The sequence below is a fragment of the Terracoccus sp. 273MFTsu3.1 genome, assembly GCF_000383675.1.
In the GTDB taxonomy this organism is placed as follows: Bacteria; Actinomycetota; Actinomycetes; order Actinomycetales; family Dermatophilaceae; genus Terrabacter.
This window is the reverse complement of sequence record NZ_KB911820.1, coordinates 379,922-403,004: the sequence shown is the minus strand read 5'-3', so window position 1 is coordinate 403,004 and position 23,083 is coordinate 379,922. Positions and strand designations below refer to the sequence as shown.

The following is a 23,083-nucleotide window of genomic DNA, read 5'->3' as shown; positions in this document are numbered from 1 at the left end:
GGCTCCCCAGGGCTCCGAGGGTCTATCGGGGCGCCCGTCCTTCTCTGCGCCCAGATCAGGGGGCGGAAAACAGGAAGCTGAAGCAACGAGGCAATGGCAACCGAGGAACAGATCCCTCCCGAACCGCACCTTATGGAGTCCATGAGAGCGGTTGGTTACACGTTGGAAGCCGCGATCGCCGATCTCGTGGATAACTCGATCACTGCCGGCGCCTCGCAAATCGACATCTCGTTCGCGAGCGAGCCTGACGACTTCGTTGCAGTACTAGACGACGGCTCGGGCATGTCACGTCAAGCGGCACGAGAGGCGATGCGACTCGCTGCCCGAAGCTCGACCGAACAGCGACCTGCCCATGACTTGGGCCGCTTTGGCCTAGGGCTAAAAACGGCTTCACTCTCGCAATGCCGCGACATGACCTTGGTGAGCAAGACGAGTGAAGGCGTGGTCGCCTACTCGTGGAACCTAGATCACCTTTTGCGCGAAGGCACCTGGTCCCTACTGCGCCTCGACGCCGTCGAGGTGGAATCACTTCCGGGGGTGGAGCGACTCCTGGCCCTCGAATCTGGCACGCTCGTTCTCTGGCGAGAGCTCGACCAGTTGCGAGCGCACGCAGGCGAAACGGCGGCCGATATGGACTCCGCGATGCTGGGCGTGAGGGATCATCTCGGCCTCATCTTCCACCGGTTCATCGGGGACTCCAAACGGGCGCTGGTCATCAGGCTGAACAGCCGCGCCATCCCCGCCATCGACCCCTTCCTCTCCACACATCGCCGGACACAGCGCCTACCGTCCGAGTCATTCAAGGTGGAGGGTTCCACGGTCACGGTCCAGCCCTTCACCGTGCCTCGGCTGACCACCCTTTCCTCAGCGGACCGCGCCAGTTTGCAAGTGGCTGGACAACTTCGTGACAGCCAAGGCTTCTACATCTATCGGGCCCGTCGCCTCGTCATTTGGGGAACGTGGTTCCGAATCCTTCCGAGACAGGACATGGCCAAGCTCTCGAGAGTTCAGGTCGATGTGCCCAACTCGCTTGACCACCTTTGGGCACTAGACATCAAGAAGGCCACCGCACAGCCGCCCCCCGAGGTGCGTCGCCGATTGAAGAAGTTCGCTGAACGTGTGACCACGCCCAGCAAGAACACCCTCAACTGGCAGGGTCGCAAGGAGAAGAGCGCGACTCAGCATGTCTGGCAGCTCGTCACACATGAGAACGGATTCTCGTACTCACTCAACAGGAGCCATCCTGCCGTGGACGCCGCCGTCGTCGCGTCTGGGGGACAGGGAGAGGCCGAGCTGGGACGGCTACTGACCCTGATCGAAGCGACGATGCCTGGCGACGATATCTTCAATCGTCTGGCAAAGGATCAGGTGATGGAGAACGGTTTGGGAGAATCCGCCATCGCAGAGATGGCGCGCGATATGTGGACTAAGTATTCGACCGCTGCCGGTCCATCCGCCACCGGCGACGCTTTCGTCGCAGCCATGATCAACGTCGAACCATTCAGCGGTCACCCCCGGGGCGCTGACATCCTCAAGGAGGCCGTACGTGGCTGAGAGCGTGGCAATGGAACAGCTCAAGCTCGCGGTCAGCGGAGCGTTGAGCACAGGTCTGCACACAGAGCAGGAGCTTCGTGACATGGTCGCCGGCCTACAACCGGTCCTGGCTCCTGCCGCGTCTGCCGACGAGATCGATTCGATGACGCGTGAGCTCATCCAACGGCTGCAGATCGACGTCGATCTGGGCACCGCCGTGACATCGGAGGACTTCGTCTCTTGGCTTCCGGGAATGCGGAGCGAAATCGAATGGTCACGCTGGAAGGCGTACAAGCAATGGCTCCTGCAGAACGGTCGGCCTCCGAAGGTCGTGGACAAGCTGGGACACCTCACCGACGAGATCCTCGACCTCGTAGGCGATCCAAAAGCGGGAGGCACATGGGGCCGCCGTGGTTTGGTCATCGGTGATGTCCAGTCAGGCAAGACCGGGACGTATCTCGGGCTATTCAACAAGGCTGCTGATGCGGGGTACCGACTGATCATCGTACTTGCCGGAAGCACAGAGAGCCTCAGGCAGCAGACTCAGGAACGTTTGGATGAGGCATTCATCGGGCGCGACACCAGACTAATAGCACAGAAGGGCGGTCAAAATAGCCAGCAAGCAAGTAAGAAGTTCGTTGGCATCGGTCTATTGAACGAGACGATTGCCGACGCTCAAAGCATGACCACGGTGATGCAGGATTTCCGCAAGTCCAGCCTGATGGCATCCAGCATCACCGTCTCGGAAAACACGCCATCTCCGTATGTCTTCGTCCTTAAGAAGAACAAGAGCGTACTAAACGCCGTTCAAGAGTGGCTGGGCCAACAGGCGGGCACCACGGGCCGGATCGACTTGCCGCTTCTTCTCCTTGACGATGAGTCCGACTACGCGTCCGTGAACACAGGCGCCGAGGAGTCGCCCACGGCAATCAACGCGGCGATCCGGGGCATCCTCGGGAAGTTCACACGCAGCTCATATATCGCTTTCACCGCGACGCCCTTCGCAAACATATTCATCGATCACGATCACCAAAACGACCTGTTCCCCCGCGATTACGTCTACAGTCTCGAGACACCCACCAACTACGTGGGCGCCACCGCGACGTTCGGCACCAGCGATGACGTTTTCGACGGCGGGCTGATGGATGTGACGGATGCCGAGGCGTACGTGCCCAGCCGGCACAAGTCGAACGACTCCGTGCCCGGGCTTCCACCGAGCCTGAAATTGGCGGTCAGAACGTTCCTGATCGCCACGGCGGTCAGGGATCTCCGCGGCCATGGTGGCGGGCGCTCGATGCTAGTGAACGTGTCACGCTTCAAGAACATCCAGCGTCAGGTTCATGAACTAGTCGAGCAATACGCCGTCGAGCTACGCAACGCTGCGGAGTTCCATGCCGCCGCCTACGCCGACGGGCAACCCAATTCGCACCTCGAGTCCCTCGAAGAGACCTACGATCAGGTCTACTCGGATGTGGAGTTCACTTGGACCCAGATACTCGACTCGCTGTGGGCCTCTGTGGCCGACATACGCGTGACCTTGGTGAACTCCGACCGCGACAAGGCCTTAGTCGACCAAGAGCTGGCATGGGACAAGCCGCCACGCATGATCGCCGTGGGCGGCGACGTGTTAAGCCGAGGGCTGACGTTGGATGGCCTGAGTACTAGCTACTTCTACCGACAAGCAGGCGCATTCGACACGTTAATGCAGATGGCGCGATGGTTCGGTTACCGTGACGGATTCCAGGACTTAACTAGACTGTGGATCACAGCCGATGTGGCCGACCAGTTCCGGTTCGTCGACGAAGCCGTTCGAGAGCTCCGAGACGATCTCGCAGAGATGAAGGCACAGCGTCTGACTCCAGCGGACTTCGGGCTCGCCGTCAAGAAGCACCCTGAGAGCTTGTTAGTAACTGCGCGAAACAAGATGAAGGCAGCGACAACTTTCAAGAAATCAGTCTCTCTTGGCGGCCGCAGAATCGAGACCGTTCGACTCAGTAGTGAAGATGTAAGTCTCGCTCAGAACGAATCAGCTTTGAGGATGCTGTTGACCGCTATGGGCGCACCAACCGAACCGGCGAATCGCATGGACTGGCCGGCTTGGCGCGGAGTGGCGAAGTCGACAATTGCCGACTATTTGGACGCATTGGTGACGGATCAAGCCGAGCTCATCTGGACGGGAAATAACCTCCAGACATTCGTGCGCAATGCGAAATCACCCAGTATGCAGAAATGGGATGTCGTACTTGCCAACGGCAGGAAGACCGGCGATCGCGATACGCGACTTGGACTTCCGATCTATCCGCCCGAGCGCATGTTGACGGCGTCGGACGGCAATGTCCTCCGAGTGTCGGGCGGCTCGGCCAGGCTGGCGGGCTCCTCGGATGTGGCATCCCTCAACTTCATATCGAAGGAGGCCAAGGAACGAGCAACGGCCGCATTTTGGAACTCAAAGAAGTGGCCGGAGGGGAAGCGTCCCAAGGGTGTTCCGGAGACCGCGTTCTACCACTGTCTGCCACGGCCAGTCCTCATGCTCTATCCGCTAAGACCGAAGTGGAAGGACAACGAGGCGCCTTTGGGGCTTAATCACGTCAGTGAGCACTTAGTCGTAGCAACAAAGATCGCGATACCTGGCCGCCACGTGGACGTAAAGGACACGTCCACCGACGCCGATTACATCATCAATACCGTTGCGCAGCAGGGGTGGCTTGCGCAGTTGGAATGGGGCACGGATGCAGACTGACGACGTCGAGGTCCAGTGGGCGCGACTCTGTTCAGACAGGTCGCCGGCGAAGAAGTATTTCGATCCGAGCCACCCGCTGAACCTGCTCTTCGGTGCAGACGAGAAGGGGCGCGCAGTGATGGTGCTCATCACCGCCCAAGATCCGGAACTGGAGGATCTGAGTCGTGACGTCACCACCTCATCCTCCCGGCGCGAGGACGGACGCTGGGCCACTACTTGGACACTCGTCGACCAATCGCTGTTCCCTACTTTCGTGCGACTGGGCGTAGATCTGGCCGAGCGGTCAGCCGTGCCCAGAGCAGGCCTGGCGCCCATCGACCAGTTTCTGCTTGCCCTTGCGCAATGGCAGGTGCTCTTTCGGCCGCATCCTCCCAAGCGCCTGACACTCGAGAGGCTCCGAGGTCTCGTGGCGGAGTTGTGGGCGGGCGAGACAGTCGTAAGCCAAGGTCGATCTCGTGCCGAAATCGTGCGCTCATGGTCAGGCCCCCTTGGCGGCGTTCAGGATTTCACTTTCCCCTCCGGGCACGTTTGGGAAGTCAAGGCCAAACGGTCCAAGGCGACCACGGTCAAGGTGTCGTCCGTGGAGCAGCTTGATCCTGCGGACAAGACATTGCATTTAGTCGTGTTCGATCTTGACGAACGCTCGATCGACTCCCCGGGCGCTCGCTCGCTTGTCGATCTTGTGCAGTCATGGAGGGCGGCCCTCGGCGTCAACCCGGCCGAACGCCACCTGTTCGATCTCTTGGTCTCTCGACTCGGGGTGGACCTGTCTGATCACTACTATTCGGAGATGTGTTTCACGTTGCAGAACGCGACCGTGTTTCGTGTGAACTCGCACTTTCCGAGCCTCCGGTCCCACGACATGCCGAGCCCAGTCAGCTCTGTGCGGTATCAATTGGACGTTCGAGGATTGGAAGCCTGGATGGTGGACGGGGGAATGAATCGTGAATGAGTTTCTTTTGGAGCTACTGAACACAGTCGAGGTGCGGGCCGATGTTGACAATGATCTGACTGCTTCCGCATTCATGACCGAGATGGCCGAGCGAATGGCCGCTGCTGAAGAAATCGAAAACCTCATCCCGATCCATTTCAGAGGTCAGAGTGGCCGTCGCAACAGTGGAGTCGACGGTCACGACCTCGGCGACACGGACGACTCGGTCGCCCTTGCCATCTCGCATTTCGATGGTTCTGGCGTTGAGGGGACCATGGGCAACACCGAAGTCCAACGCCTCTTCGGCCTGCTCGAGGCCTACTTGCGCGATGCCGTCGCCGGCACGTTTCCCTTAGACCGAGAGCCATCTGAGGCTGCAGTCCAGCTTGCACGCGACATACACAGCAGAGGTCGAGCCATCACGCGCTTTCGCCTCTACCTCTTCACCGACCTCACCCTTGGGTCACGGGTAGCCAGTTTGCCCTCGACCAGCGTGGGCGACGTCCCGGTAGACTTCCACATTTGGGACCTGCAACGGTTGGAGGCTTTAGCCACTTCGTCCCAAGGACGCGCTCAACTCGACCTTGACCTCACCGAGTGGAGCGCACGCGGCGTTCCGGCTTTGACCGTGCGCGGGGAGGGGGAGTTTGAGACCTACTTGGCGGCCGTTCCTGGCAACCTTCTTGCTGACTTGTATGGCCGGTACGGAAGCCGGCTGCTGGAAAGCAATGTGCGATCATTCCTGAGTGGACGGGGAAACATCAATAGGGGCATCCGCACGACAATCCTCAGCGATCCACATCTATTCCTAGCTTACAACAACGGCGTGACTGCCACCGCAACCGATGTCGAGACTGGGCCAGATGGATCCATCCTCCGCGTGCGCGACCTTCAGATTGTCAACGGCGGTCAAACGACGGCGTCATTGTTCTACGTGCGTCGGGACAGCTCTCCGAAGCCCGATCTCTCCAAGGTCCATGTTCAGATGAAGCTCGTCGTGGTCGAGCCTGAGAATGCTGTCGACTTGGTTCCAAACGTCTCGCGCTACGCGAACAGTCAGAATCGGATTAGTGAAGCCGACTTCTTCTCGAACAGCCCGTTCCATGTCCGGATGGAGACCCTGTCACGACAGGTTCTGGTGCCCAGCATGGCCGGAACCCATTTCCAGACGAAGTGGTTCTACGAGCGAACCCGCGGTCAGTACCAGAACGAAAGGGCAAAGCTTTCCCCTGCTGAGGCCAAAAAGTTCGAAGCGGTGTATCCCAGAGCTCAGCTCATTACCAAGACAGATGCCGCCAAATACTCGGTTTCATGGGGCCAAGAACCCCACAAGGTGAGCGCCGGAGCCCAGAAGAACTTCCTTGCGTTCGCAAACTCGGTTGCGGATCGATGGGCCAGCAACGACACACAGTTCAACGAGGCATATTTTAAAGAGCTGGTCGCGAAAGCCATCTTGTTCCAGGCTATTCGAGCGCGGGTGGCGAAGAGCGAGTGGTACCAGTCTGGCTACTTGGCAAACATTGTTGCCTACACAATGGCCAAGTTGGCACATGCCATCGCAACCCAAGCGCGGGGTGCTCGCCTAGATTTTCTCGCGATCTGGAACCGTCAGGACCCCTCTGCCGCTCTACTCGAGGCATGCCTAGACATCGCTCATCTCTGCTTCCGCGTGCTAACCGCAGAGCAGCGTCCGATCCAGAACGTGACCGAGTGGGCCAAGCGGGAGCAGTGCTGGGAACTGGTCAAGAAGGTTCAATATGAACTTCCCTCCAGCCTCGCAGGCGAACTGGTTTTGGCCAGCGTCGCTGCTGAAGTCCACAAGGACGCTCGGGCTACACAGAGGATTGATACCAACATTGCGGCACTGTCTAGGATCTTCGAGATCAGCGTGGACGAATGGAAGCAAGTTCACGCTTTTTGTCGCGAGAACCGGCTCTTGTCGCCGGCCGACAACGATATTGTTGGGTTGATGACTGGAGCACGACCGAAAGTGCCGAGCGAGCGCCAAGCAGCACGCCTTTTGGGCATTCATCAGCGCGCAATGGATAGCGGATTTCGCTGAGGCGTCACGTCCGCTGGTCCGAGGTTCCCGGGCGGCTGCCCACGCAGGCAGCTTTCTGCCGTGGGGCTAATAGTTGCATCCGCGGTTTGTGCCGCTGCAGGCCTACGGCCATCGGGCCCGTCGCAATCGCCAGAGCGGCACGATAGAGGCACCGCCGCCCGAACCACCGCTGGCTGGAGCAGGACGATCTCGCGGCGGAGTTGGGGCGCCATGTGACGGGCGCCAGCATCGCTCTGGCCAGCCTGGTAACCTGGCATCAGCTCGAAACCAGCCGGCGAGCCTTCTTCTGACTCTGGAGGTCTAGTGGAACCTGTTCCTGTCATCGACCTTTTCGCTGGACCCGGCGGACTGAACGAGGGCTTCTGCAGCTTGCTCGGTCGCGATGACGAGGCCGTGTTCTCCACAGCTGCATCCATCGAGATGGACCCCGTAGCGTGCAGGACACTCCGGTTGCGCGCGGCGGTGCGGGGATTGCGCGACTCTGAGCGAGCGCTGGCGCGATACAAGTCGTTCCTGCGCGGGAATAGTTCGTGGGAGGACTTCGCGTCCGAACGCGACGCTCAGGTGGCGCTCAACCACGCTCACAAAGAGGTGCTTGAGCTCGAGCTCGGACCAACAAACCGTACACAGGCCTCATCACACATCAGGGAAGCGCTTCGGACCAGGTCAGCCGAGGAAGGCCCGTGGGTCCTGATCGGTGGACCCCCTTGCCAGGCGTACTCACTGGTTGGACGCGCACGGCGCACCCACGACCCGGACTTCGAGGACGACGTCAAGCATTTCCTCTTCAGGGAGTACCTGGACATAATCACGACACATCGCCCCCCGGTCTTCGTCATGGAGAACGTCAAAGGGCTGCTCTCGCACACGCACCGTGGACAACGCCTCTTCACGATGATCTTGGACGACCTCGCAAGCGCAGGCGACGGATACGAGATCCGCTCCTTCGTTGTCAGCGACGACAGCTCCGCACTGTTTTCGGGCCTGACGCCGGGCGACTACGTCATCCGGGCCGAGGACTACGGCGTGCCCCAACGGCGTCACCGAGTGATCCTGCTCGGGGTACGCAGTGACATCGCAGCGGCCCGTTCCAAGATCCTTCACCCCTCGACTGCATCTACCGTCGAGCAGGCCATCGGGCACCTGCCACGCATACGGTCGCGCATCAGCCCCTCGCGCCAAGATGACCTCAACGTGTGGCGAGAGGTTCGGGAAGCCGGTCTTCGGACGGCCGGCGTAGCCAAGGGACACCGGCCCCGCCTCGCCGAAACCGGGTGGGCCCTCGGCGGGCCTGCCCCAGCGCATGCTGACGGTGAACTCGAAAGATGGCTGACAAAGGCGGGAATCGGAGCGATCGTCCAGCACGAGGCTCGGGGACACATGGTCAGTGATCTCATGAGGTACGCATACCTCGCCGCAAAGGCGGCTACGGGCACGACAGTGAAGCTAGGCCAGCTTCCAGAGGCTCTCGTCCCGAACCACGCCAACGCGCGCAATCTAGACGCTCCTTTCACCGACAGATTCCGGGTGCAGGCGTGGAAGAACCCAAGCACGACAGTCACGTCGCACATCTCCAAGGACGGCCACTATTACATCCACCCAGACCCCGGCCAGATGCGGAGCTTGACAGTGCGGGAGGCCGCCCGCCTGCAGACATTCCCCGACGACTACTTCTTCTGCGGTAATAGAACCCAGCAGTACCACCAGGTGGGGAACGCCGTGCCTCCTTATCTCGCACTAAAGTTGGCGGAGGTCGTCGCCGGCCTTCTAGGGGTCTCCGTGAAGTGACGACGCGCGGTAGCCAAACTCTGACCTACAGGCACTTCCCGGCTAGCCCGTGGCGAAGGACATTCGGCCGGCTCGCCATGTGACGGTGCACGGGTCGGTGACTTCGCCGATGAACTGGCCTCCGGTCTCGTTGCGGAAGGCGAGGAACTTGGTCTCGCCGGTCTCGCGGTCGTCGATGAACTTGCCGACGTAAAGCGACGGGTCGTCGATCTCCTGAGCGCCGGCCAGGTCATACGGCCCCAGCACCGACTCGGCAGGCGCGATCCACACCCCACCCGTGATGCCGGCTGCCCGAGCCGCCTCGGGCATGTCCCCCACCGCGCAGTTGAAGAGCAGCACCTGCTTCCCTTCCACCACATGCGTCTGGAACACCTCGAGCTGCCCGAACCCAGCACCAGGCTCAGACAGCGGCTCCCGCAGCTCCCAGTTCTCCAGGTCCGCCGACCACGCGTGCCCCACGATCCCCCGGTCCACCCGATCCGAGGGATCGTGAGCAGGCCCGACAGCAGAACGAGCCGTGATCAGCATGTGCCACCCGTCCCCGTCCGGATCAGCCACCACCCACGGGTCACGGAACGCCTCGTCGTGCCAGTTCCCCTCGGGTGGCGGCGCCCACTTCTCGTACCAGCGACCGTCCGCCTCGAGCACCGGCCCGGGCGCCTTGTCCCACGTGTAGAGGTCGGACGACACGGCATACCCGATGGACTGCACGTTGGCGCCGTGCTCGTTGAGGCGGGCCCCGGTGTAGAACATGAACCACCGCCCGTCCGGGTGCCGCACGACCGACCCGGTCCACGTCGCGAGCTCGTCGAACGCCGGCGCGTCCGACCGCACGAGCGCATCCACCACCCGCTCCCAGTGGACCAGGTCAGAAGACACCGCATGCCCGATCGACGCCCGGTAGTGCCGCGCGTGCGGATCCTTGAGAGCACGCGACGCGTACAGGAAGAACAGGTGATAGTCCGATCCGTCGTCGACGAGCCAGAAGTCCCACACCCACGCCTCGGGGAGACGAAACACGATTCAGCCTTTCACGCCAGAGCTGGCGATGGAGTTGATGAACGACCGCTGGAAGGCGACGAACAGGACGAGCACCGGCGCGGTGATCATCGTGGCGTACGCCATGATCTGACCCCACGAGGTGTTGAGCTGCTTGAAGTAGTCGATGCCGACCATGACCGGCCGCAGCTCCTCGGTCTGCACCGCCATGAGCGGCCAGAGATACTGATTCCACATGGGCAGGAAGGTGAGGATCGCGACCGTCGCGATCGCGGGCCCCGACAGCGGCATGACGATGCTCCGGTAGATCCGGAACCATCCGGCGCCGTCGACCTTCGCCGCCTCGTCGAGCTCCTTCGGGATCGAGTCGAAGTACTGGTAGAAGAGGAAGATCGAGAAGGCGTTGGCGATGAACGGGATGATCTGCACCTGGTAGGTGTCGAGCCAGCCCTGCGAGATGCCGTCCGGCCCGAGGAAGGGCAGCTGGTTCGACCACCACAGCAGCGGCAGCGCCAGCGTCTCGAAGGGCACGATGAGCGTCGCGAGGATGATCCCGAGCACCGCTCCCGCACCGCGGAAGCCGATGCGCGACAGGGCGAAGGCCGCCATCGAGTTGACGACGATCCCCAGCACCACGGTGACGACGGTGATGACGACGGAGTTCGTCATGAACTGTGCGAAGGGCACTCGCCCGAAGACGCCGGTGTAGTTGTCCGTCGAGATGTCCCCGGTCGGCAGGAAGGCCTTGAAGCTGCCGAGGTCGTCGAAGATCTGCAGGTCGGGCTTGAAGCTCGACACGACCATGAAGACCAGCGGCAGACCGAAGACGAGGCAGAGCACGATCCGGAGCAGCAGGCCGAGGGCGTGCCGGGCCGGGTGGGGCCGGTCGCCGCCACGGCGCTGCTCGGGGGCGGCGGTCTCGGCGACGTGGGCCAGGCCCTCGGTGCCGCTCGTGCCGGTGGTGAGGGTGGCGATCATCGGACGACGTCCTTGTCTCGGGTGACGTAGCGGTTGAGCAGCGTCACGGCCAGCACGAGCACGAAGAAGGCGAGCGAGATCGCCGACGCGTAGCCGGTCTGCTGCTGCTGGAAGCCGGTGCGCACCGCCATGAGCACGAGCGTCGACGTCGAGTCGAGGGGTCCGCCCTGGGTCATGATGTTGACCTGGGTGAACAGGGCGAACGCCGAGATCGTGATCGTGATGAGGATGAACGTGCGGGTCGCGCGCAGCCCCGGCCACGTGACGTAGCGGAACTTCTGCCAGGTGTCGGCCCCGTCGAGGTCGGCCGCCTCGTAGAGGTCGGCGGGGATGGTCTGCAGCCCGGAGAGCCAGATGACCATGTGGAAGCCCATCGCCTGCCACGCCGACATGAGGATGATCGCGAGCAGCGCCGTCTTCGGGTCGCCGAGCCAGTCCGGCCCGACGATCCCGAACTTGAGCAGCACCTCGTTGATGAGCCCGTTCTTCTGGTACATGAACAGCCACAGCATCGACACGACGACCATCGAGGTGACGACCGGCAGGAAGTACACGGTCCGGAAGAAGTTGACCCCGCGCATCTTGACGTTGACGAGCAGCGCCAGCCCGAGGGCGCACGCCGACTGCAGCGGCACGATGACCACGGCGAAGACGATCGTGTTGCGCAGCGACTTCCAGAACGTCTCGTCCTGGAAGAGGCGGACGAAGTTGTCGGTGCCGATGAACTCGGCCGGCCGTGGCGAGATGAGCCGGGCGTTGGTGAACGCCAGCCCGAACGTCAGCCCGATCGGGATGAGCAGGAAGGTGATGAGCAGGACCGCCGCCGGCAGCAGCATGAGCAGTGCCGTCGTGGTCGATGAGCGGGAGCCCTTGGCCGGCTTGCGCTCCCGAAGCGTGGTCGCCGACGCGTTCTCGGCAGCGGTGATGGTGGACATGTCAGTCACTCACTGGAAGTAGCCGTTGGACTTCTGGTTGGCGTCGATGTTCTTGACGGCCTGGTCGAGCGCCTGCTTGGGGTCGGCGCCGTTGAGGATGTCCTGCGCGGTCTTCGTGAACTCCGTCGCGATGAACGGGTAGCCGGGGGTCACGGGTCGCAGCACGGCGAACTTCTTCGCGTAGTCGAGGAAGATCTCGTTCTCCCCGCCCTTCTCGTAGCCCTTCACCTGCGCGGCCGCGGCGTCCGTCGCCGGGATGTTGTTCGTGTCCCGGGCGACGCTCGCGACGTACTTGTCCTGCGCCGCGAACTTCATGTAGTCGAGCGCGCCGGCCTGGTCGGCACAGTTCTGCGAGATGCCCCACTGCCAGGACCCGCCACCGATCTTCGGGCCGGTGCCGAGGTCCGGCGGCGGGAGGAAGAGGGTGTCCTTGCCGAAGGCCTTGCGGGTGTCGACCGCCGTCCACGTGCCGTTGTAGAGGATCGCGGACTTGCCGTTGATGAAGTCCTTGGCCGGGTCGGCGCCGGACTTGAGCGGCACGAGCCCGTCGGTGACGAGGCTGCGGAACCACGTCGCCCACTCGACGGCCTTGGGCCCGTTGAGCGAGCCCTCGGCGGTCTTGTAGCCATCGCGGTTGATGAGGTCGCCGCCGAAGCTCTGGAGCATCGGGGAGTACGCGTAGGGCCACCACTCGCCGGTGAAGCTCGTCGCGATGTCGAGCGGGTTCTGGAAGTCGCCGGACGCCTTGATCTTCGTCAGCGCCGCGTCGAACTCGTCCTTCGTCCACGGGGAGTCGGTGGTCGGGACGCGGATGCCGTACTTGTCGAGGATCGTCTTGCGCGTGACCATGACGAGCGCGACGTCGTAGTAGCCGTAGGAGTACGTCTTGTTGTCCCACTTGCCGAGCACCGTCGGGAGGTACTTCGAGAGCGTGGCGTCGAGGCCGTCGAGCGGCGCCAGGTAGCCGGCCCACGCCCAGTTCGGCACGTTCGGGCCGTCGATGTCGAGGATGCACGGCAGCTTCTTGGAGGCGGCCGCCGCGACGACGGACTGGTTGTAGCTGTCCTGCGGGAAGGCCTGGATCTTGACCTTGTACTTCTGCTGGCTCGCGTTGTAGTCGTCGACGATCTTCGTGATCGCCGCGAGCTCGGCCTTGTTGCCGGCGTTGTGCGTCCACATCGTCAGCTCGCCACCGGCGCCGCCGGAGCTGGAGCTGCCGCCCTTGGTGCAGGCGGCCATGGAGAGGGGCAACGCCGCGGCGAGCAGGCCGACGGCGACGCGCTTGGTGGTGGGGGTGAGCTTCATCGGTTCCTCCGTGGTGGGAAGGTCAGCGTCAGTGCTAAAACCTTTCAGCACCGGAATGTAGACCCTCTGGACAGGACAGCACAAGACCCTGCTAAAACCTTTTCACCAGCGGATATGCGTTCGCCATAGACCTACCGTGGGGTACGCTGACGGCGGGCGCCGCTGGACGTGGGCCACACGGCATACGCACTCGTGCGACATGCGGACCGGCGCGGCACCCGCACCGACGCGACGAGGCGGCGAGGCGGCGACGAAGGGGATGGCTGTGACGAAGCGACCGACGCTCGCCGATGTCGCTGCGCGAGCAGGACTGTCCAAGACGGCCGTGAGCCTCGTGCTCAACAATCGCCCAGGATCGCGCCTGTCGGCCGACGCCGTAGCGCGCATCCATGAGGCGGCCCGCGACCTCAACTACCGCCCCAACGCCCAGGCCCGCTCGCTGCGCCTCGGCACGACCGGCACCGTCGGCTTCATCTCCGACGACGTCACGGTCACCCGCTTCGCCTCCGCGATGATCCGCGGCCTGCTCGACGCCGCCGACGAGAGCGATCGCGGCGTGCTCATCGCCGAGACCTTCAACCACCCCAAGCAGCTGGGCAAGGCGATGGAGGCGATGGCCGACCGGCAGGTCGACGGGCTCATCTTCGGCGCCCTCTCGGCCCGGCTCATCGACCTCCCGCCGCTGCCGGAGGGCATGCGCGCCGTCACCGTCAACTGCGTCAACCCCGACATCCCCGTCGCCGTCCTGCCGTCCGAGGAGGAGGCCGGGTACGCCGTCACCCGCCACCTGCTCGACGCCGGCCACCGCGACGGGATCGCCATCATCGGCAACGCTCCCGTCGCCCGCACCACGCCCCGCATCTCCGTCACGATCGGCCGCCGCTTCGATGGCATCCACCGTGCCCTCGACGAGGCCGGGGTGACGCCCGCCGCGGTCGCCGACATCGAGGAGTGGGAGCCGTGGAACGGCTACGACGGCGCCAAGGCCGTGCTCGACTCCGGCGCCCCGGTGACCGCCCTGCTCTGCCTCAACGACCGTGTCGCATTCGGCGCCCAGCAGGCCATGCAGGAGAAGGGGCTTCGCGTCCCCGACGACCTCTCGATCGCCTCGTTCGACGACGACCAGATCGCCGCCTACCTGCGGCCCGGCCTCACCACGGCTCGCCTGCCCTACCTCGAGATGGGACGGCGCGCCCTGGAGCTGCTGCTCGACCCCGACCCGACGCCCGGCGAGCACCTCGTCCAGATGCCCCTGCAGGTGCGCGGCTCGATCCGCTCACTGACCTGACGTCGGCCGATCACTCCGTCCCCGGACGCACCGGTGGGCGGGGACGGACCCGCCCACCGGCATTCGCCATCAGCGCGTCAGCGCCGTCTCAGTGCCCTCTCAACGTCTCCCTCACCGCACTGGCATCGACGCGCTGTAGACCTCCTGGTTCGGCGTCGACCCGGTGAGCGTCGGGTTGCCGCGGAAGTCGGTCCACACCGGGTGGGCGACGAGGTCGCTGCCCATCGCGATGCTCGTGTAGTCACCGATGAACGCGCCCTGCAGCACCTGGCCCGAGACGGCACCGACGGTCACGAACTGCACCTGCGGGTTGCTCGTCTGCGTCGTGACGCGCACCGTCGGCGACTTCTTGATGTTGCCGATGCCGGTCGCGCCGTTCATGACGACGTCGAGGCCGATGCCGCCGGTGTCGAACGACCGGGTGTACGTCGAGACGGCCACCCGTCCGTTGTAGGCGGCGACGGCCGGGAAGACCTCGTCCGCCGACGACCCGAGCCGCACCGGCGCCTGCCACTGCACCCCGTTGCCCGAGGTCGCGACGAAGACGTCACCGTTGGTCTTCGTCGACTGGCCGGAGCTGTCGTAGGAGCCGTTCCGGTCGTCCGCCCACGTGACGTAGAGGCGGTTGTTCGTCCGGTCGATGGCCATCGACGGGTAGCTGTTGATCCGGAAGTTCTCGCCCGTCAGCGTCGGGCTGCCCACGTCGGCGTTGAACGGGAAGTCGAAGTCGGCCGACACCTCGCGACTGGCGAAGCTCGCCCCGCCGTTGGTCGACTTCGCGACGATGACGGCGTCGTGGTCGGTGGCCTGGTCGCACGCGAGGGTCTGGCAGACCGCGCCCTCGTAGGCGATGTAGACGGCACCGTCGGAGCCCACGAGCGGGAACGAGCCCTGGTCGAAGGGCGTGACGCCGCCCGGTGTGAAGGCCGGCGTCACCGAGGTGGGCGCGCTCCACGTGGTCCCGCCGTCGATTGACTTGGTCACGACGATCGGTGAGCCGCTCGGTCCGAAGCGGGTCCACGACACGTAGGCCGCGCCGCTGTTCTGGTCGACGCCGACCCACTCCTTGTCGTTGAAGAAGTCGGTGGGCACCGGGTTGCCGTTCGCGTCGGCACCGTCGAGCGCCAGGATCGTCGGCTCGCTCCACGTGAAGCCGCCGTCGTGCGAGACGTTGACGGTGATCGCGCTGCCGTCGTTGAGGCGGCTGAAGGCGATGTTGGCGTAGTAGACGGTGTTGTTGCGCCCGAAGGCGATCGCCGGGTCACCGGCCGCGTCCATGTCGGACAGCGCGCCCGTGGCGCCTGTCTGGAAGGTCAGGTGCGGCAGCGCGACGTTCGTCCACGTCGCCCCGCCGTCGAGCGAGGTGTAGGCGAAGCCGTAGGAGTCGTTGCGTGCCTCACGGGAGTTGAAGAGGCGGTAGTCGTTGGCGCCGGCCACGAGGTGACGCGGGTTGGCCGGGTCGACGGCCACCGTCGTCTCGTTCTGCGCGGCCGCGCAGCCCGCCTGCGAGCCGACCTGCACGATCGAGTCGCCGACGATCGCGTCGACGTTCGGCGCTGGGTTGGCGTAGGGGTTCGGCGCCCCGAGGAAGCTCTGGCACAGCGCCGAGATCGTGGGCTCGGGCGCGCCGTTGTCCTCGTCGCGGCCGTCGAGCAGCTCGTTGACCCGTAGCGGCTGGGCGTGCTTGAGGTGCGGGGAGGCGTGGGCGTGTCCCGGCGGCGCCGCACTCGCCGGCCCGATGGCCGGCACCGCCGTGAACGCGAAGGAGACGAGGCCGAGACTGGCCAGCACGGCCACCCTCCGCCGACGGGTGTTGCCCATGGTGCACCTCTCCAAGGTCTCGTGAACGGTGACGATCCCCCGACCTTCGGACGGTACTCCCGGGCGAGCGCCGTCGTGGCCGAACGCGAGTTTCGTTGAGACACAGGCGATTGCGTATGCCGTGTGCCTGCGGGCGGCAGGCGAGCGCGGGCCGCGTCGCGGCTGGGCAACCGCTGGACGCGCACTGGTGGACGGCTGGTCGACGGCTGGGTTGTGGCTGGGTGGGCGCTGTGGTTGCAGGACAGTCCCGGGGCTGGGTCCGGCCTTCCTCCATGGCTCGCGCGGGGTCGAAGCACTGTCGGTGGTCGCGTCTAAAGTCGTTACATGGCAGGGGATCCCACGACGCTCGAGCTCCTGAGGAGCCGGCTCACCGACCTCGAGGCGCGACAGCGCGCCACGGGTGGGGTGGCCAAGGGCGGGTTCTGGGAGCGCTTCGCAGCTCGGACGCCGTCACCCTCGGCCGAGGCCGTTACGCCTGCGGGTCGGTCGGTCTCCTGGGCACGACGGGCAGCACCTGGTGCTCGTCCGGAGCCGGGGGTCACGGGCCCGTGGTCTGGTCTGGTGGACACCGCGGCGGACTCGCTCGAGCACGTGGACCTGCGGCACCCGAGGTGGCTCGACGCGTCCGACTACGCGCAGATGGTCGACGACCCGGCGTGGGTCGAGTCGACCTCGCTGCGTGCCCGGGCGAATGCGGCCGCGGGTGCCGTGACCACCGGGTCGCCGGGGTCGCCGGGGGCGACGGGCTCGGCGCACGGCGCCGGCTCGGCGCACGGCGCCGGCTCGGCACACGGCTTTGGGCAGACTGGCACCGCAGGATCGTCGAGGTTCGACGAGGCGATCGTCGTCGAGGCCTCTGCCGGGTTGGGCCTGACCCGCCACGCCGAGGCCGAGCTGACCGCCGCCGCCGAGCGGGTGGCCCGGCAACGACGCACGCACGAGGTCACCCTCGTCACGATCGTCTCCGAGCTCGTGTCACGCGGCATCGAGGCCCCCGACGGTCTGTCGCGCACCGACTGGCTGCGCCGCCACGATCCGTCGCTGACCGCCGGGCAGGCCAAGGCGTTCGTCACCGTCGGCACCGCCCTCGCCGAGTCGCGGTGGGCGCGGCTGCGGCTGCTCGTCGCCACCCAGCAGGTCACGGTCGGCAACGCCGCGCAGATCGTCGAGTTCGATGCGCGCACGAGCCCGGTCGCCGACCCCGACGACCTCACGACCACGCTGGCCGACCTCACCGAGCAGGCACCGCGGCTGCGTCCCGAGGAGCTCGCACGGCTCGTCCGGCACCACACCGAGCAGGTCCGACCACCCCGCGACGAGGACCGGCTCGACCGTGGCCGGCGCGAGGCCCGGGGGTTGTGGTTCACGCCGCCCAACGCCACGGGCATGGTGGGTCTGCGCGGGGTGCTCGACCCCGAGGGCGCCGCCGTGCTCAAGGCCGCGATCGACCCGCTGTCGATCCCCTGCCCCGAGAAGGACGAGCACGGCCACACGGTCACGCCCGACGACCGGACTCCCGCGCGACGCCGGATGGATGCCCTGCTGACGATGGTGCAGCGCGGGGTCGCCTCGGCAGACGGGGTCCCGACCACCGACAAGGCCAAGGTCGTCGTCCTCATCGACCTCGAGACCCTCGTCGACGACGTCCGCGGCACCGGCACGACACTGACCGGCGACGTCCTGTCGCCCGGCGTCGTGCGCCGGATGGCCTGCGACGCCGAGATCGTCCCCATGGTGCTCGGCCGTGACAGCGAGCCGCTCGACGTGGGGCGCAGTCAGCGCCTCTTCACCCGAGGTCAGCGCCTGGCCCTCACCGCCCGCGACCAGGGCTGCAGCTTCGACGGGTGCACGGTGCCCGCTACCTGGTGCGACGCCCACCACGTCGTGCACTGGCGACACGGCGGCGCCACCTCCGTCGCCAACGGGGCCCTGCTCTGCCCGAAGCACCACACCGAGGTCCACGACCGGGACCTCACGGCCACGGTCACCACCACCGGCGTCATCTGGCACACCTGACGACCGCGCCCCGCACCCCGCCGACCGTGGCGGGGGCACCTGCGCGCGCCACGAGCGCGACCTCACGCCGACGGTGACCACCACCGGCGTCACCCGGCACACCAGACGACCGCGCCCCGCACCCCGCCCACCCCGGGCGGGGCCACCTGCGCGCGCGCCACGAGCGCGACCTCACGCCGACGGTGACCACCACCGGCGTCACCCGGCACACCAGACGACCGCGCCCCGCACCCCGCCCACCCGGGGCGGGGTCACCTGCGCGCGCCACGAGCGCGACCTCACGCGACGGTGACCACCACGAGCGTCACCCGGCACACCTGACGATCGCGCCCCGCACCCCGCCGACCGGGGCGGGGTCACCTGCGCGCGCCACGAGCGCGACCTCACGCGACGGTGACCACCACGAGCGTCACCCGGCACACCTGACGATCGCGCCCCGCACCCCGCCGACCGTGGCGGGGTCACCTGCGCGCGCCACGAGCCCGGTCGCTCAGGCGCTGCCGAGGAACCAGGCGTTGCCCGTGCTCACGTACTCCTTGCCGCACCGGGCGCAGGCCCGGTAGAGTTCGCCGTCCGGGGTGTGGGTCGTCTTCCACACATGGTGCGTGTTGGTGCGACAGCCGAGGACGCGGTGGGGCGCGGGCTCGGGCTGCGGGCCTCCGTCGGTCAGGGCCGCGTGCATCGACGATGCCGACGCCGCCACCCCGACCGCGTAGCGCCACGCGGCGACGCGTCCGAGGTCGTGCATCTCGGCGACGAGCTCGTCGTGGTAGCGGTTGCGGGCCTCGGAGGGCAGACCGTTCGTCGCACGCTCCATTGCCGCCACGGCAAACCTGATCGATCCCCGCTGCTGCTTCCTTCTCATGACCACCCCTCCTCGGGCATCACGGCAAAACCGAACTGCGGTCGACGCGCAGCCGTCAGGGCCTGCTGCGCCTGTCTGCCGCCCGACTCCGTCAGGCGGTAGTACCTGCGCGCCGGCCGACCCTCCTGGCTCGGGTCGATGTCCTCCCAGGAGGACTCCAGCCAGCCCACGCGCTCGAGGCGCGCGAGGATCGGGTGGACCGTCCCACTCGGGAGACCCGCGACCTTGCCGATCTGCGAGCCGTACCACTCTGCCCCCAGGTCGCTCATCAGGACGCCGAGGACCAACCGGGTGGCGATGGTCATGCGCGGAGGCATGGTCGTACTCTACCTAGGGTCGGCGGTGGCGACAAGCCCCTCGCGCCCACGGTTCACGCGACCGCCGGCCGTTCGAGGCTCGGTGCGTCCGTCCGCGACAGCGTGATCATCGCGAGCTCCACGAGCTCGTGCTTCTCGACCTCGTGACCGAGCGCCGCGAGCCGGTCGGCCACCTGGGACTCCGTGTCGTCGCCCGTGAGGTCCACGGCGGCGACGAGGAAGACCCGACCCGGCCCGACGAACTCGAGGTGCAGGAAGGTGATCCGCTCGACCTCGGAGCTGTCGTGTAGGGCGTCGAACGCCCGCGCCCACAGCTCCGGCCGCACGGCCTGCCCGACGAGGTAGTCACGGTTGCGGCCGATGAGGAAGATCGCGACGACGCCGAGCAGCAGGCCGACGAGGATCGAGCCGAGCGCGTCCCAGACGGCGTTGCCCGTGACCTGGTGCAGGAAGATCCCGAGCCCCGCGATGAGGAGCCCGATGAGCGCCGCGGCGTCCTCGGCGAAGACCGCCCGCAGCGTCGGGTTCGACGTGTTGGCGATGAACTTCAGCGGCCGGAGGCCGAGGGCTCGCGCCTCGGACCGCGTCTGCCGTGTCGCCTGGACGAACGAGACGCTCTCGAGCACGAAGGCGATGGCGAGCACGGCATACGCCCACGTGTACGACGTCTCCGGCTCCTCGTGCCCGAGCACCGAGATGCCGTGCCAGACCGACACGACCGCACCGGCGCCGAAGAGTCCGAACGCCGCGAACATCGACCACACGTACGCCTCGCGCCCGTAGCCGAAGGGGTGCGTCGTGTCGCGCTTCTGACCCGCGCGACGCTCGGCGATGAGCAGGAAGATCTCGTTGCCGGCGTCCGCCCACGAGTGGGCGGCCTCGGCGACCATCGACGCCGACCCGGTGATGATCGCGACGACCGACTTCGCCACGGCGATCAGGGCGTTCATCGCCAGCGCGATGATGACGGTGAGCAGACTCTCGCTCTTCTGGCCCTGCTCGGGCTCCGCCGTGTCAGCCATGCTCGTCAGTCTTCCGTTCGGGGGTCACCCACTCAAGGGGCGCTCGAGCGGACTGCCCCGACGGCATACCCGATGGGGGCGTATGCCGTTCGCTGCAGTCCCAGCCGACGGCACGGCCCCGCTCGACTCAGCTGTGGCGCACGACGTCGAAGCGGGTGCGCGCGTGACCGGCATACCCGGGGCCGGCGGTCTCGTGCGCGACGGTCACCTCTCCAGCGGCCCGCTCGACGACGACGGTCGTCGTGAGGCGCTCGGCGTCACCCGCACCGTCACCGCCCGAGACGGTCAGCCCGTCGTCCTCGACGAGCACGGACTCCCAGCGGCCGTCGACGACGGGGTCGAAGACGTGCAGCTCGACCGACTCGGGGCGGTAGCCGTCGGTCGACGTGGGCGCCTCGGCCCACATCGGGATCGCGGCACCGGCACGGGCGAAGAGCGGCAGGCGCTCGAGCGGCGTCTCGACGGTGATCCGCTGGCCGCCCGGGTGCAGCTCCCCGGTGTACCAGTCGTACCAGTCACCCTCGGGGAGGTAGACGGTGCGCGACGTCTGTCCCTGCTCCGTCACGGGCGCGACGAGCAGGTCGCGGCCGAAGAGGTACTGGTCGTCGAGGTCGACGACGGCAGGGTCCCCCTGGTAGTCGAGGACGAGCGGGCGCTGCACCGGCTCACCGGTCTCCGTCGCCCGGACGAACGCCGAGTAGATGTAGGGCATGAGCCGGTAGCGCAGCCGCACGGCCTCACGGGCGAGGTCGTGGATCTCCGGGCCGAACGACCACGGGTACTGGTCGATGTTGTTCGTCTCGGAGTGGTTGCGGCAGAAGGGAGTCAGCACGCCCATCTGCATCCAGCGCAGAAAGAGCTCCGGGTTCGTGTCGCCCTGGAAGCCGCCGATGTCGGCGCCGACGAAGGGCTGGCCCGACAGGCCGAAGCCGCACGCCATCGGCATGCTGACCCACAGGTGGTCCCAACGGGCCTGGTTGTCGCCCATCCAGTTCGCGGCGTAACGCTGGATGCCGGCGAACCCGGCGCGCGACAGGATGAACGTCCGCGCCTCCGGACGGGCCGCACGCAGTCCCTCGATGGTCCCCATGGCCATGAGGAGGGCGTACTGGTTGTGGAAGCGCTCGTGCTTGGCGCGCCCCTTGTCGAAGAGCATCGCCTGCGGGGCGATCTCGCCCGTCGCGGGCTCGTTCATGTCGTTCCAGATGCCCGCCAGCCCCGACTCCACGTGCTTGGCGTTGAGCGCGCCCCACCACGACCGCGCCTCCGCCGTCGCGAAGTCCGGGAAGACGGTGTTGCCCGGCCAGACCTGGCCGATGTACGTGTCGCCGCCCTCGGTGCGGCAGAAGACGTCCTGCTCGAGCCCGTCGTCGTAGACCGCGTAGCCGGGGTCGTGCTTGACGCCCGGGTCGACGATCGAGATGGTGCGGAAGCCCTGGTTGGCCAGCCCCTTGAGCATGCCGGCGGGGTCGGGGTAGCGCTCCGCGTCCCACGTGAAGACGCGGTAGCCGTCCATGTAGTCGATGTCGAGCCAGATGGCGTCGCAAGGGAACTCGTCGTCGCGGTAGCGCTTGGCGATGACCTCGACATCCTTCTGCTTGTACGCGTGCCACCGGCAGTGGTGGTAGCCGAGCGCCCACATCGGAGGCAGCGACGCCCGGCCGGTGAGCCACGTGTAGCGCTCGAGGATGCTCGCCATCGAGGGACCGGCGAAGACGTACTCCGTCCACTGGCCGCCGTGGAAGGAGACGCGGTACTCGTCGTCGTGGCTGAACTCGTACTCGCCGCGGTAGCCGTTGTCGACGAACGAGCCCATCGCGGCACCGGTGGCGGCGTCGCGCTGGTAGAAGAACGGGATCGTCACGTAGTACGGGTCGAACTCGGCGCTCGTCATGTCGGCCCGCGGGTCGTCCGCGTCGAGCCCGGCCCGGAACTCCGCGGTCGCGTGCTCGTTGAGGACGTCGGTGTTCCACATCGTGAAGTCGCGGCCGCGTCGGTTGTGGTGGCCGCCCTTCTCGCCGAGGCCGAAGATCGCGTCATCGCGACCGATCCGGCGGCGCGTCGTCCAGGCGTCGTTGAGCGTCGCGTAGGACCAGTAGCGGCCCTCCGAGTCCGGCGTCGACTCGATGACGACCGACCCGTCCGTGCGGTGCACGTCGACCCGAAACGGCTCGAGCCACAGCGTCACGACGAGGTCGTCGGTGACGAGCCGCCACGCGCCCTCCACCTGCTCGGCCCGCCACGTGACGTCACCCTCCAGCGGGTCGACGCACACGGCATACGTCGGCTTATCGTCGAAGACACCGCCGCGGCTCAGCTGGACGCGCACGACGTCGGGACGCACGGCGTCGATGCGCAGCTGCTCCCCGTGCAGTCGGGCGAGCAGCCCGCGGGGCGTCTCCTCGACGGAGTCGACGCGCTCGAATCGGATGAAGTGGTCGGTCCTCATGCGTCCACCCTGTCAAAGAAGCGGCGGCCGCGTG

At 66.1% G+C, this 23,083-nt stretch carries 16 protein-coding genes; 7 read left to right on the top strand and 9 right to left on the bottom strand.

Annotated features, from left to right (window positions below):
- Window positions 1-93 precede the first annotated feature (93 nt).
- From H283_RS23700 to H283_RS0101790, 5 genes are all read left to right on the top strand, one after another.
- Window positions 94-1,554 carry an ATP-binding protein gene (locus tag H283_RS23700; RefSeq protein WP_020141799.1) on the top strand — a complete coding sequence of 487 codons (1,461 nt, stop codon included), beginning with the start codon at window positions 94-96 and terminating at the stop codon, window positions 1,552-1,554.
- On the top strand, window positions 1,547-4,273 hold the full coding sequence (locus H283_RS23695; RefSeq protein WP_020141798.1) for a Z1 domain-containing protein: 2,727 nt from the start codon (window positions 1,547-1,549) through the stop codon (window positions 4,271-4,273). Before H283_RS23700 ends, H283_RS23695 begins: the two co-directional genes overlap by 8 nt.
- Window positions 4,263-5,225 carry a PD-(D/E)XK motif protein gene (locus tag H283_RS0101800; RefSeq protein ID WP_020141797.1) on the top strand — a complete coding sequence of 321 codons (963 nt, stop codon included), beginning with the start codon at window positions 4,263-4,265 and terminating at the stop codon, window positions 5,223-5,225. The genes H283_RS23695 and H283_RS0101800 overlap by 11 nt, the downstream gene beginning before the upstream one ends.
- Window positions 5,218-7,266, top strand: a complete 2,049-nt coding sequence (locus tag H283_RS23690) for an AIPR family protein (protein WP_020141796.1) — start codon at window positions 5,218-5,220, stop codon at window positions 7,264-7,266. The genes H283_RS0101800 and H283_RS23690 overlap by 8 nt, the downstream gene beginning before the upstream one ends.
- Before the next feature lie 303 nt (window positions 7,267-7,569).
- Window positions 7,570-9,054 (top strand): DNA cytosine methyltransferase, encoded by a 1,485-nt coding sequence (locus H283_RS0101790; protein ID WP_020141795.1) that lies wholly within the window; start codon window positions 7,570-7,572, stop codon window positions 9,052-9,054.
- A 42-nt stretch (window positions 9,055-9,096) separates the two neighbouring features.
- Here H283_RS0101790 and H283_RS0101785 read toward each other — a convergent pair whose 3' ends face one another.
- From H283_RS0101785 to H283_RS0101770, 4 genes are read right to left on the bottom strand one after another with little or no spacing between them, the layout of a single operon-like run.
- Window positions 9,097-10,074 carry a family 43 glycosylhydrolase gene (locus tag H283_RS0101785; protein WP_028785261.1) on the bottom strand — a complete coding sequence of 326 codons (978 nt, stop codon included), beginning with the start codon at window positions 10,072-10,074 and terminating at the stop codon, window positions 9,097-9,099.
- 3 nt (window positions 10,075-10,077) lie between these two features.
- Complete coding sequence (locus tag H283_RS0101780) at window positions 10,078-11,031, bottom strand: ABC transporter permease subunit (protein WP_020141793.1); 954 nt, start codon at window positions 11,029-11,031, stop codon at window positions 10,078-10,080.
- Window positions 11,028-11,966 (bottom strand): carbohydrate ABC transporter permease, encoded by a 939-nt coding sequence (locus H283_RS0101775; protein ID WP_028785260.1) that lies wholly within the window; start codon window positions 11,964-11,966, stop codon window positions 11,028-11,030. Before H283_RS0101775 ends, H283_RS0101780 begins: the two co-directional genes overlap by 4 nt.
- A gap of 9 nt (window positions 11,967-11,975) precedes the next feature.
- Complete coding sequence (locus H283_RS0101770; protein ID WP_020141791.1) at window positions 11,976-13,271, bottom strand: sugar ABC transporter substrate-binding protein; 1,296 nt, start codon at window positions 13,269-13,271, stop codon at window positions 11,976-11,978.
- Window positions 13,272-13,530: 259 nt separating this feature from the next.
- Here H283_RS0101770 and H283_RS0101765 point away from each other — a divergent pair, with 259 nt between their 5' ends.
- Window positions 13,531-14,559 carry a LacI family DNA-binding transcriptional regulator gene (locus H283_RS0101765; RefSeq protein ID WP_043648152.1) on the top strand — a complete coding sequence of 343 codons (1,029 nt, stop codon included), beginning with the start codon at window positions 13,531-13,533 and terminating at the stop codon, window positions 14,557-14,559.
- A 111-nt stretch (window positions 14,560-14,670) separates the two neighbouring features.
- Here H283_RS0101765 and H283_RS0101760 read toward each other — a convergent pair whose 3' ends face one another.
- Window positions 14,671-16,380 carry a sialidase family protein gene (locus tag H283_RS0101760; RefSeq protein WP_020141789.1) on the bottom strand — a complete coding sequence of 570 codons (1,710 nt, stop codon included), beginning with the start codon at window positions 16,378-16,380 and terminating at the stop codon, window positions 14,671-14,673.
- A gap of 561 nt (window positions 16,381-16,941) precedes the next feature.
- Here H283_RS0101760 and H283_RS0101755 point away from each other — a divergent pair.
- On the top strand, window positions 16,942-18,396 hold the full coding sequence (locus H283_RS0101755) for an HNH endonuclease signature motif containing protein (RefSeq protein WP_020141788.1): 1,455 nt from the start codon (window positions 16,942-16,944) through the stop codon (window positions 18,394-18,396).
- 490 nt (window positions 18,397-18,886) lie between these two features.
- On the opposite strand, the gene H283_RS0101750 is transcribed toward H283_RS0101755, so the two are convergent.
- From H283_RS0101750 to H283_RS0101730, 4 genes are all read right to left on the bottom strand, one after another.
- Window positions 18,887-19,213: a hypothetical protein gene (locus H283_RS0101750; RefSeq protein ID WP_020141787.1), complete on the bottom strand. Its 327-nt coding sequence runs from the start codon at window positions 19,211-19,213 to the stop codon at window positions 18,887-18,889.
- A gap of 44 nt (window positions 19,214-19,257) precedes the next feature.
- A complete protein-coding gene (locus H283_RS23685; protein ID WP_231372205.1) occupies window positions 19,258-19,578 on the bottom strand; it encodes a PadR family transcriptional regulator in 321 nt (106 codons plus the stop codon).
- Between the two features lie 53 nt (window positions 19,579-19,631).
- Window positions 19,632-20,600 carry a cation diffusion facilitator family transporter gene (locus H283_RS0101740; RefSeq protein WP_020141785.1) on the bottom strand — a complete coding sequence of 323 codons (969 nt, stop codon included), beginning with the start codon at window positions 20,598-20,600 and terminating at the stop codon, window positions 19,632-19,634.
- 127 nt (window positions 20,601-20,727) lie between these two features.
- On the bottom strand, window positions 20,728-23,049 hold the full coding sequence (locus H283_RS0101730) for a TIM-barrel domain-containing protein (RefSeq protein ID WP_020141784.1): 2,322 nt from the start codon (window positions 23,047-23,049) through the stop codon (window positions 20,728-20,730).
- Window positions 23,050-23,083 lie beyond the last annotated feature (34 nt).

Excerpts from the sequence above, each read along its gene's own strand:
- H283_RS23700 (WP_020141799.1), top strand. The coding sequence starts at position 94 with ATGGCAACCGAGGAACAGATCCCTCCCGAACCGCACCTTATGGAGTCC.
- H283_RS0101800 (WP_020141797.1), top strand. The coding sequence starts at position 4,263 with ATGCAGACTGACGACGTCGAGGTCCAGTGGGCGCGACTCTGTTCAGAC.
- H283_RS0101780 (WP_020141793.1), bottom strand. The coding sequence starts at position 11,031 with ATGATCGCCACCCTCACCACCGGCACGAGCGGCACCGAGGGCCTGGCC.
- H283_RS0101775 (WP_028785260.1), bottom strand. The coding sequence starts at position 11,966 with ATGTCCACCATCACCGCTGCCGAGAACGCGTCGGCGACCACGCTTCGG.
- H283_RS0101770 (WP_020141791.1), bottom strand. The coding sequence starts at position 13,271 with ATGAAGCTCACCCCCACCACCAAGCGCGTCGCCGTCGGCCTGCTCGCC.
- H283_RS0101765 (WP_043648152.1), top strand. The coding sequence starts at position 13,531 with ATGGCTGTGACGAAGCGACCGACGCTCGCCGATGTCGCTGCGCGAGCA.
- H283_RS0101760 (WP_020141789.1), bottom strand. The coding sequence starts at position 16,380 with ATGGGCAACACCCGTCGGCGGAGGGTGGCCGTGCTGGCCAGTCTCGGC.
- H283_RS0101750 (WP_020141787.1), bottom strand. The coding sequence starts at position 19,213 with ATGGAGCGTGCGACGAACGGTCTGCCCTCCGAGGCCCGCAACCGCTAC.
- H283_RS23685 (WP_231372205.1), bottom strand. The coding sequence starts at position 19,578 with ATGCCTCCGCGCATGACCATCGCCACCCGGTTGGTCCTCGGCGTCCTG.
- H283_RS0101740 (WP_020141785.1), bottom strand. The coding sequence starts at position 20,600 with ATGGCTGACACGGCGGAGCCCGAGCAGGGCCAGAAGAGCGAGAGTCTG.
- H283_RS0101730 (WP_020141784.1), bottom strand. The coding sequence starts at position 23,049 with ATGAGGACCGACCACTTCATCCGATTCGAGCGCGTCGACTCCGTCGAG.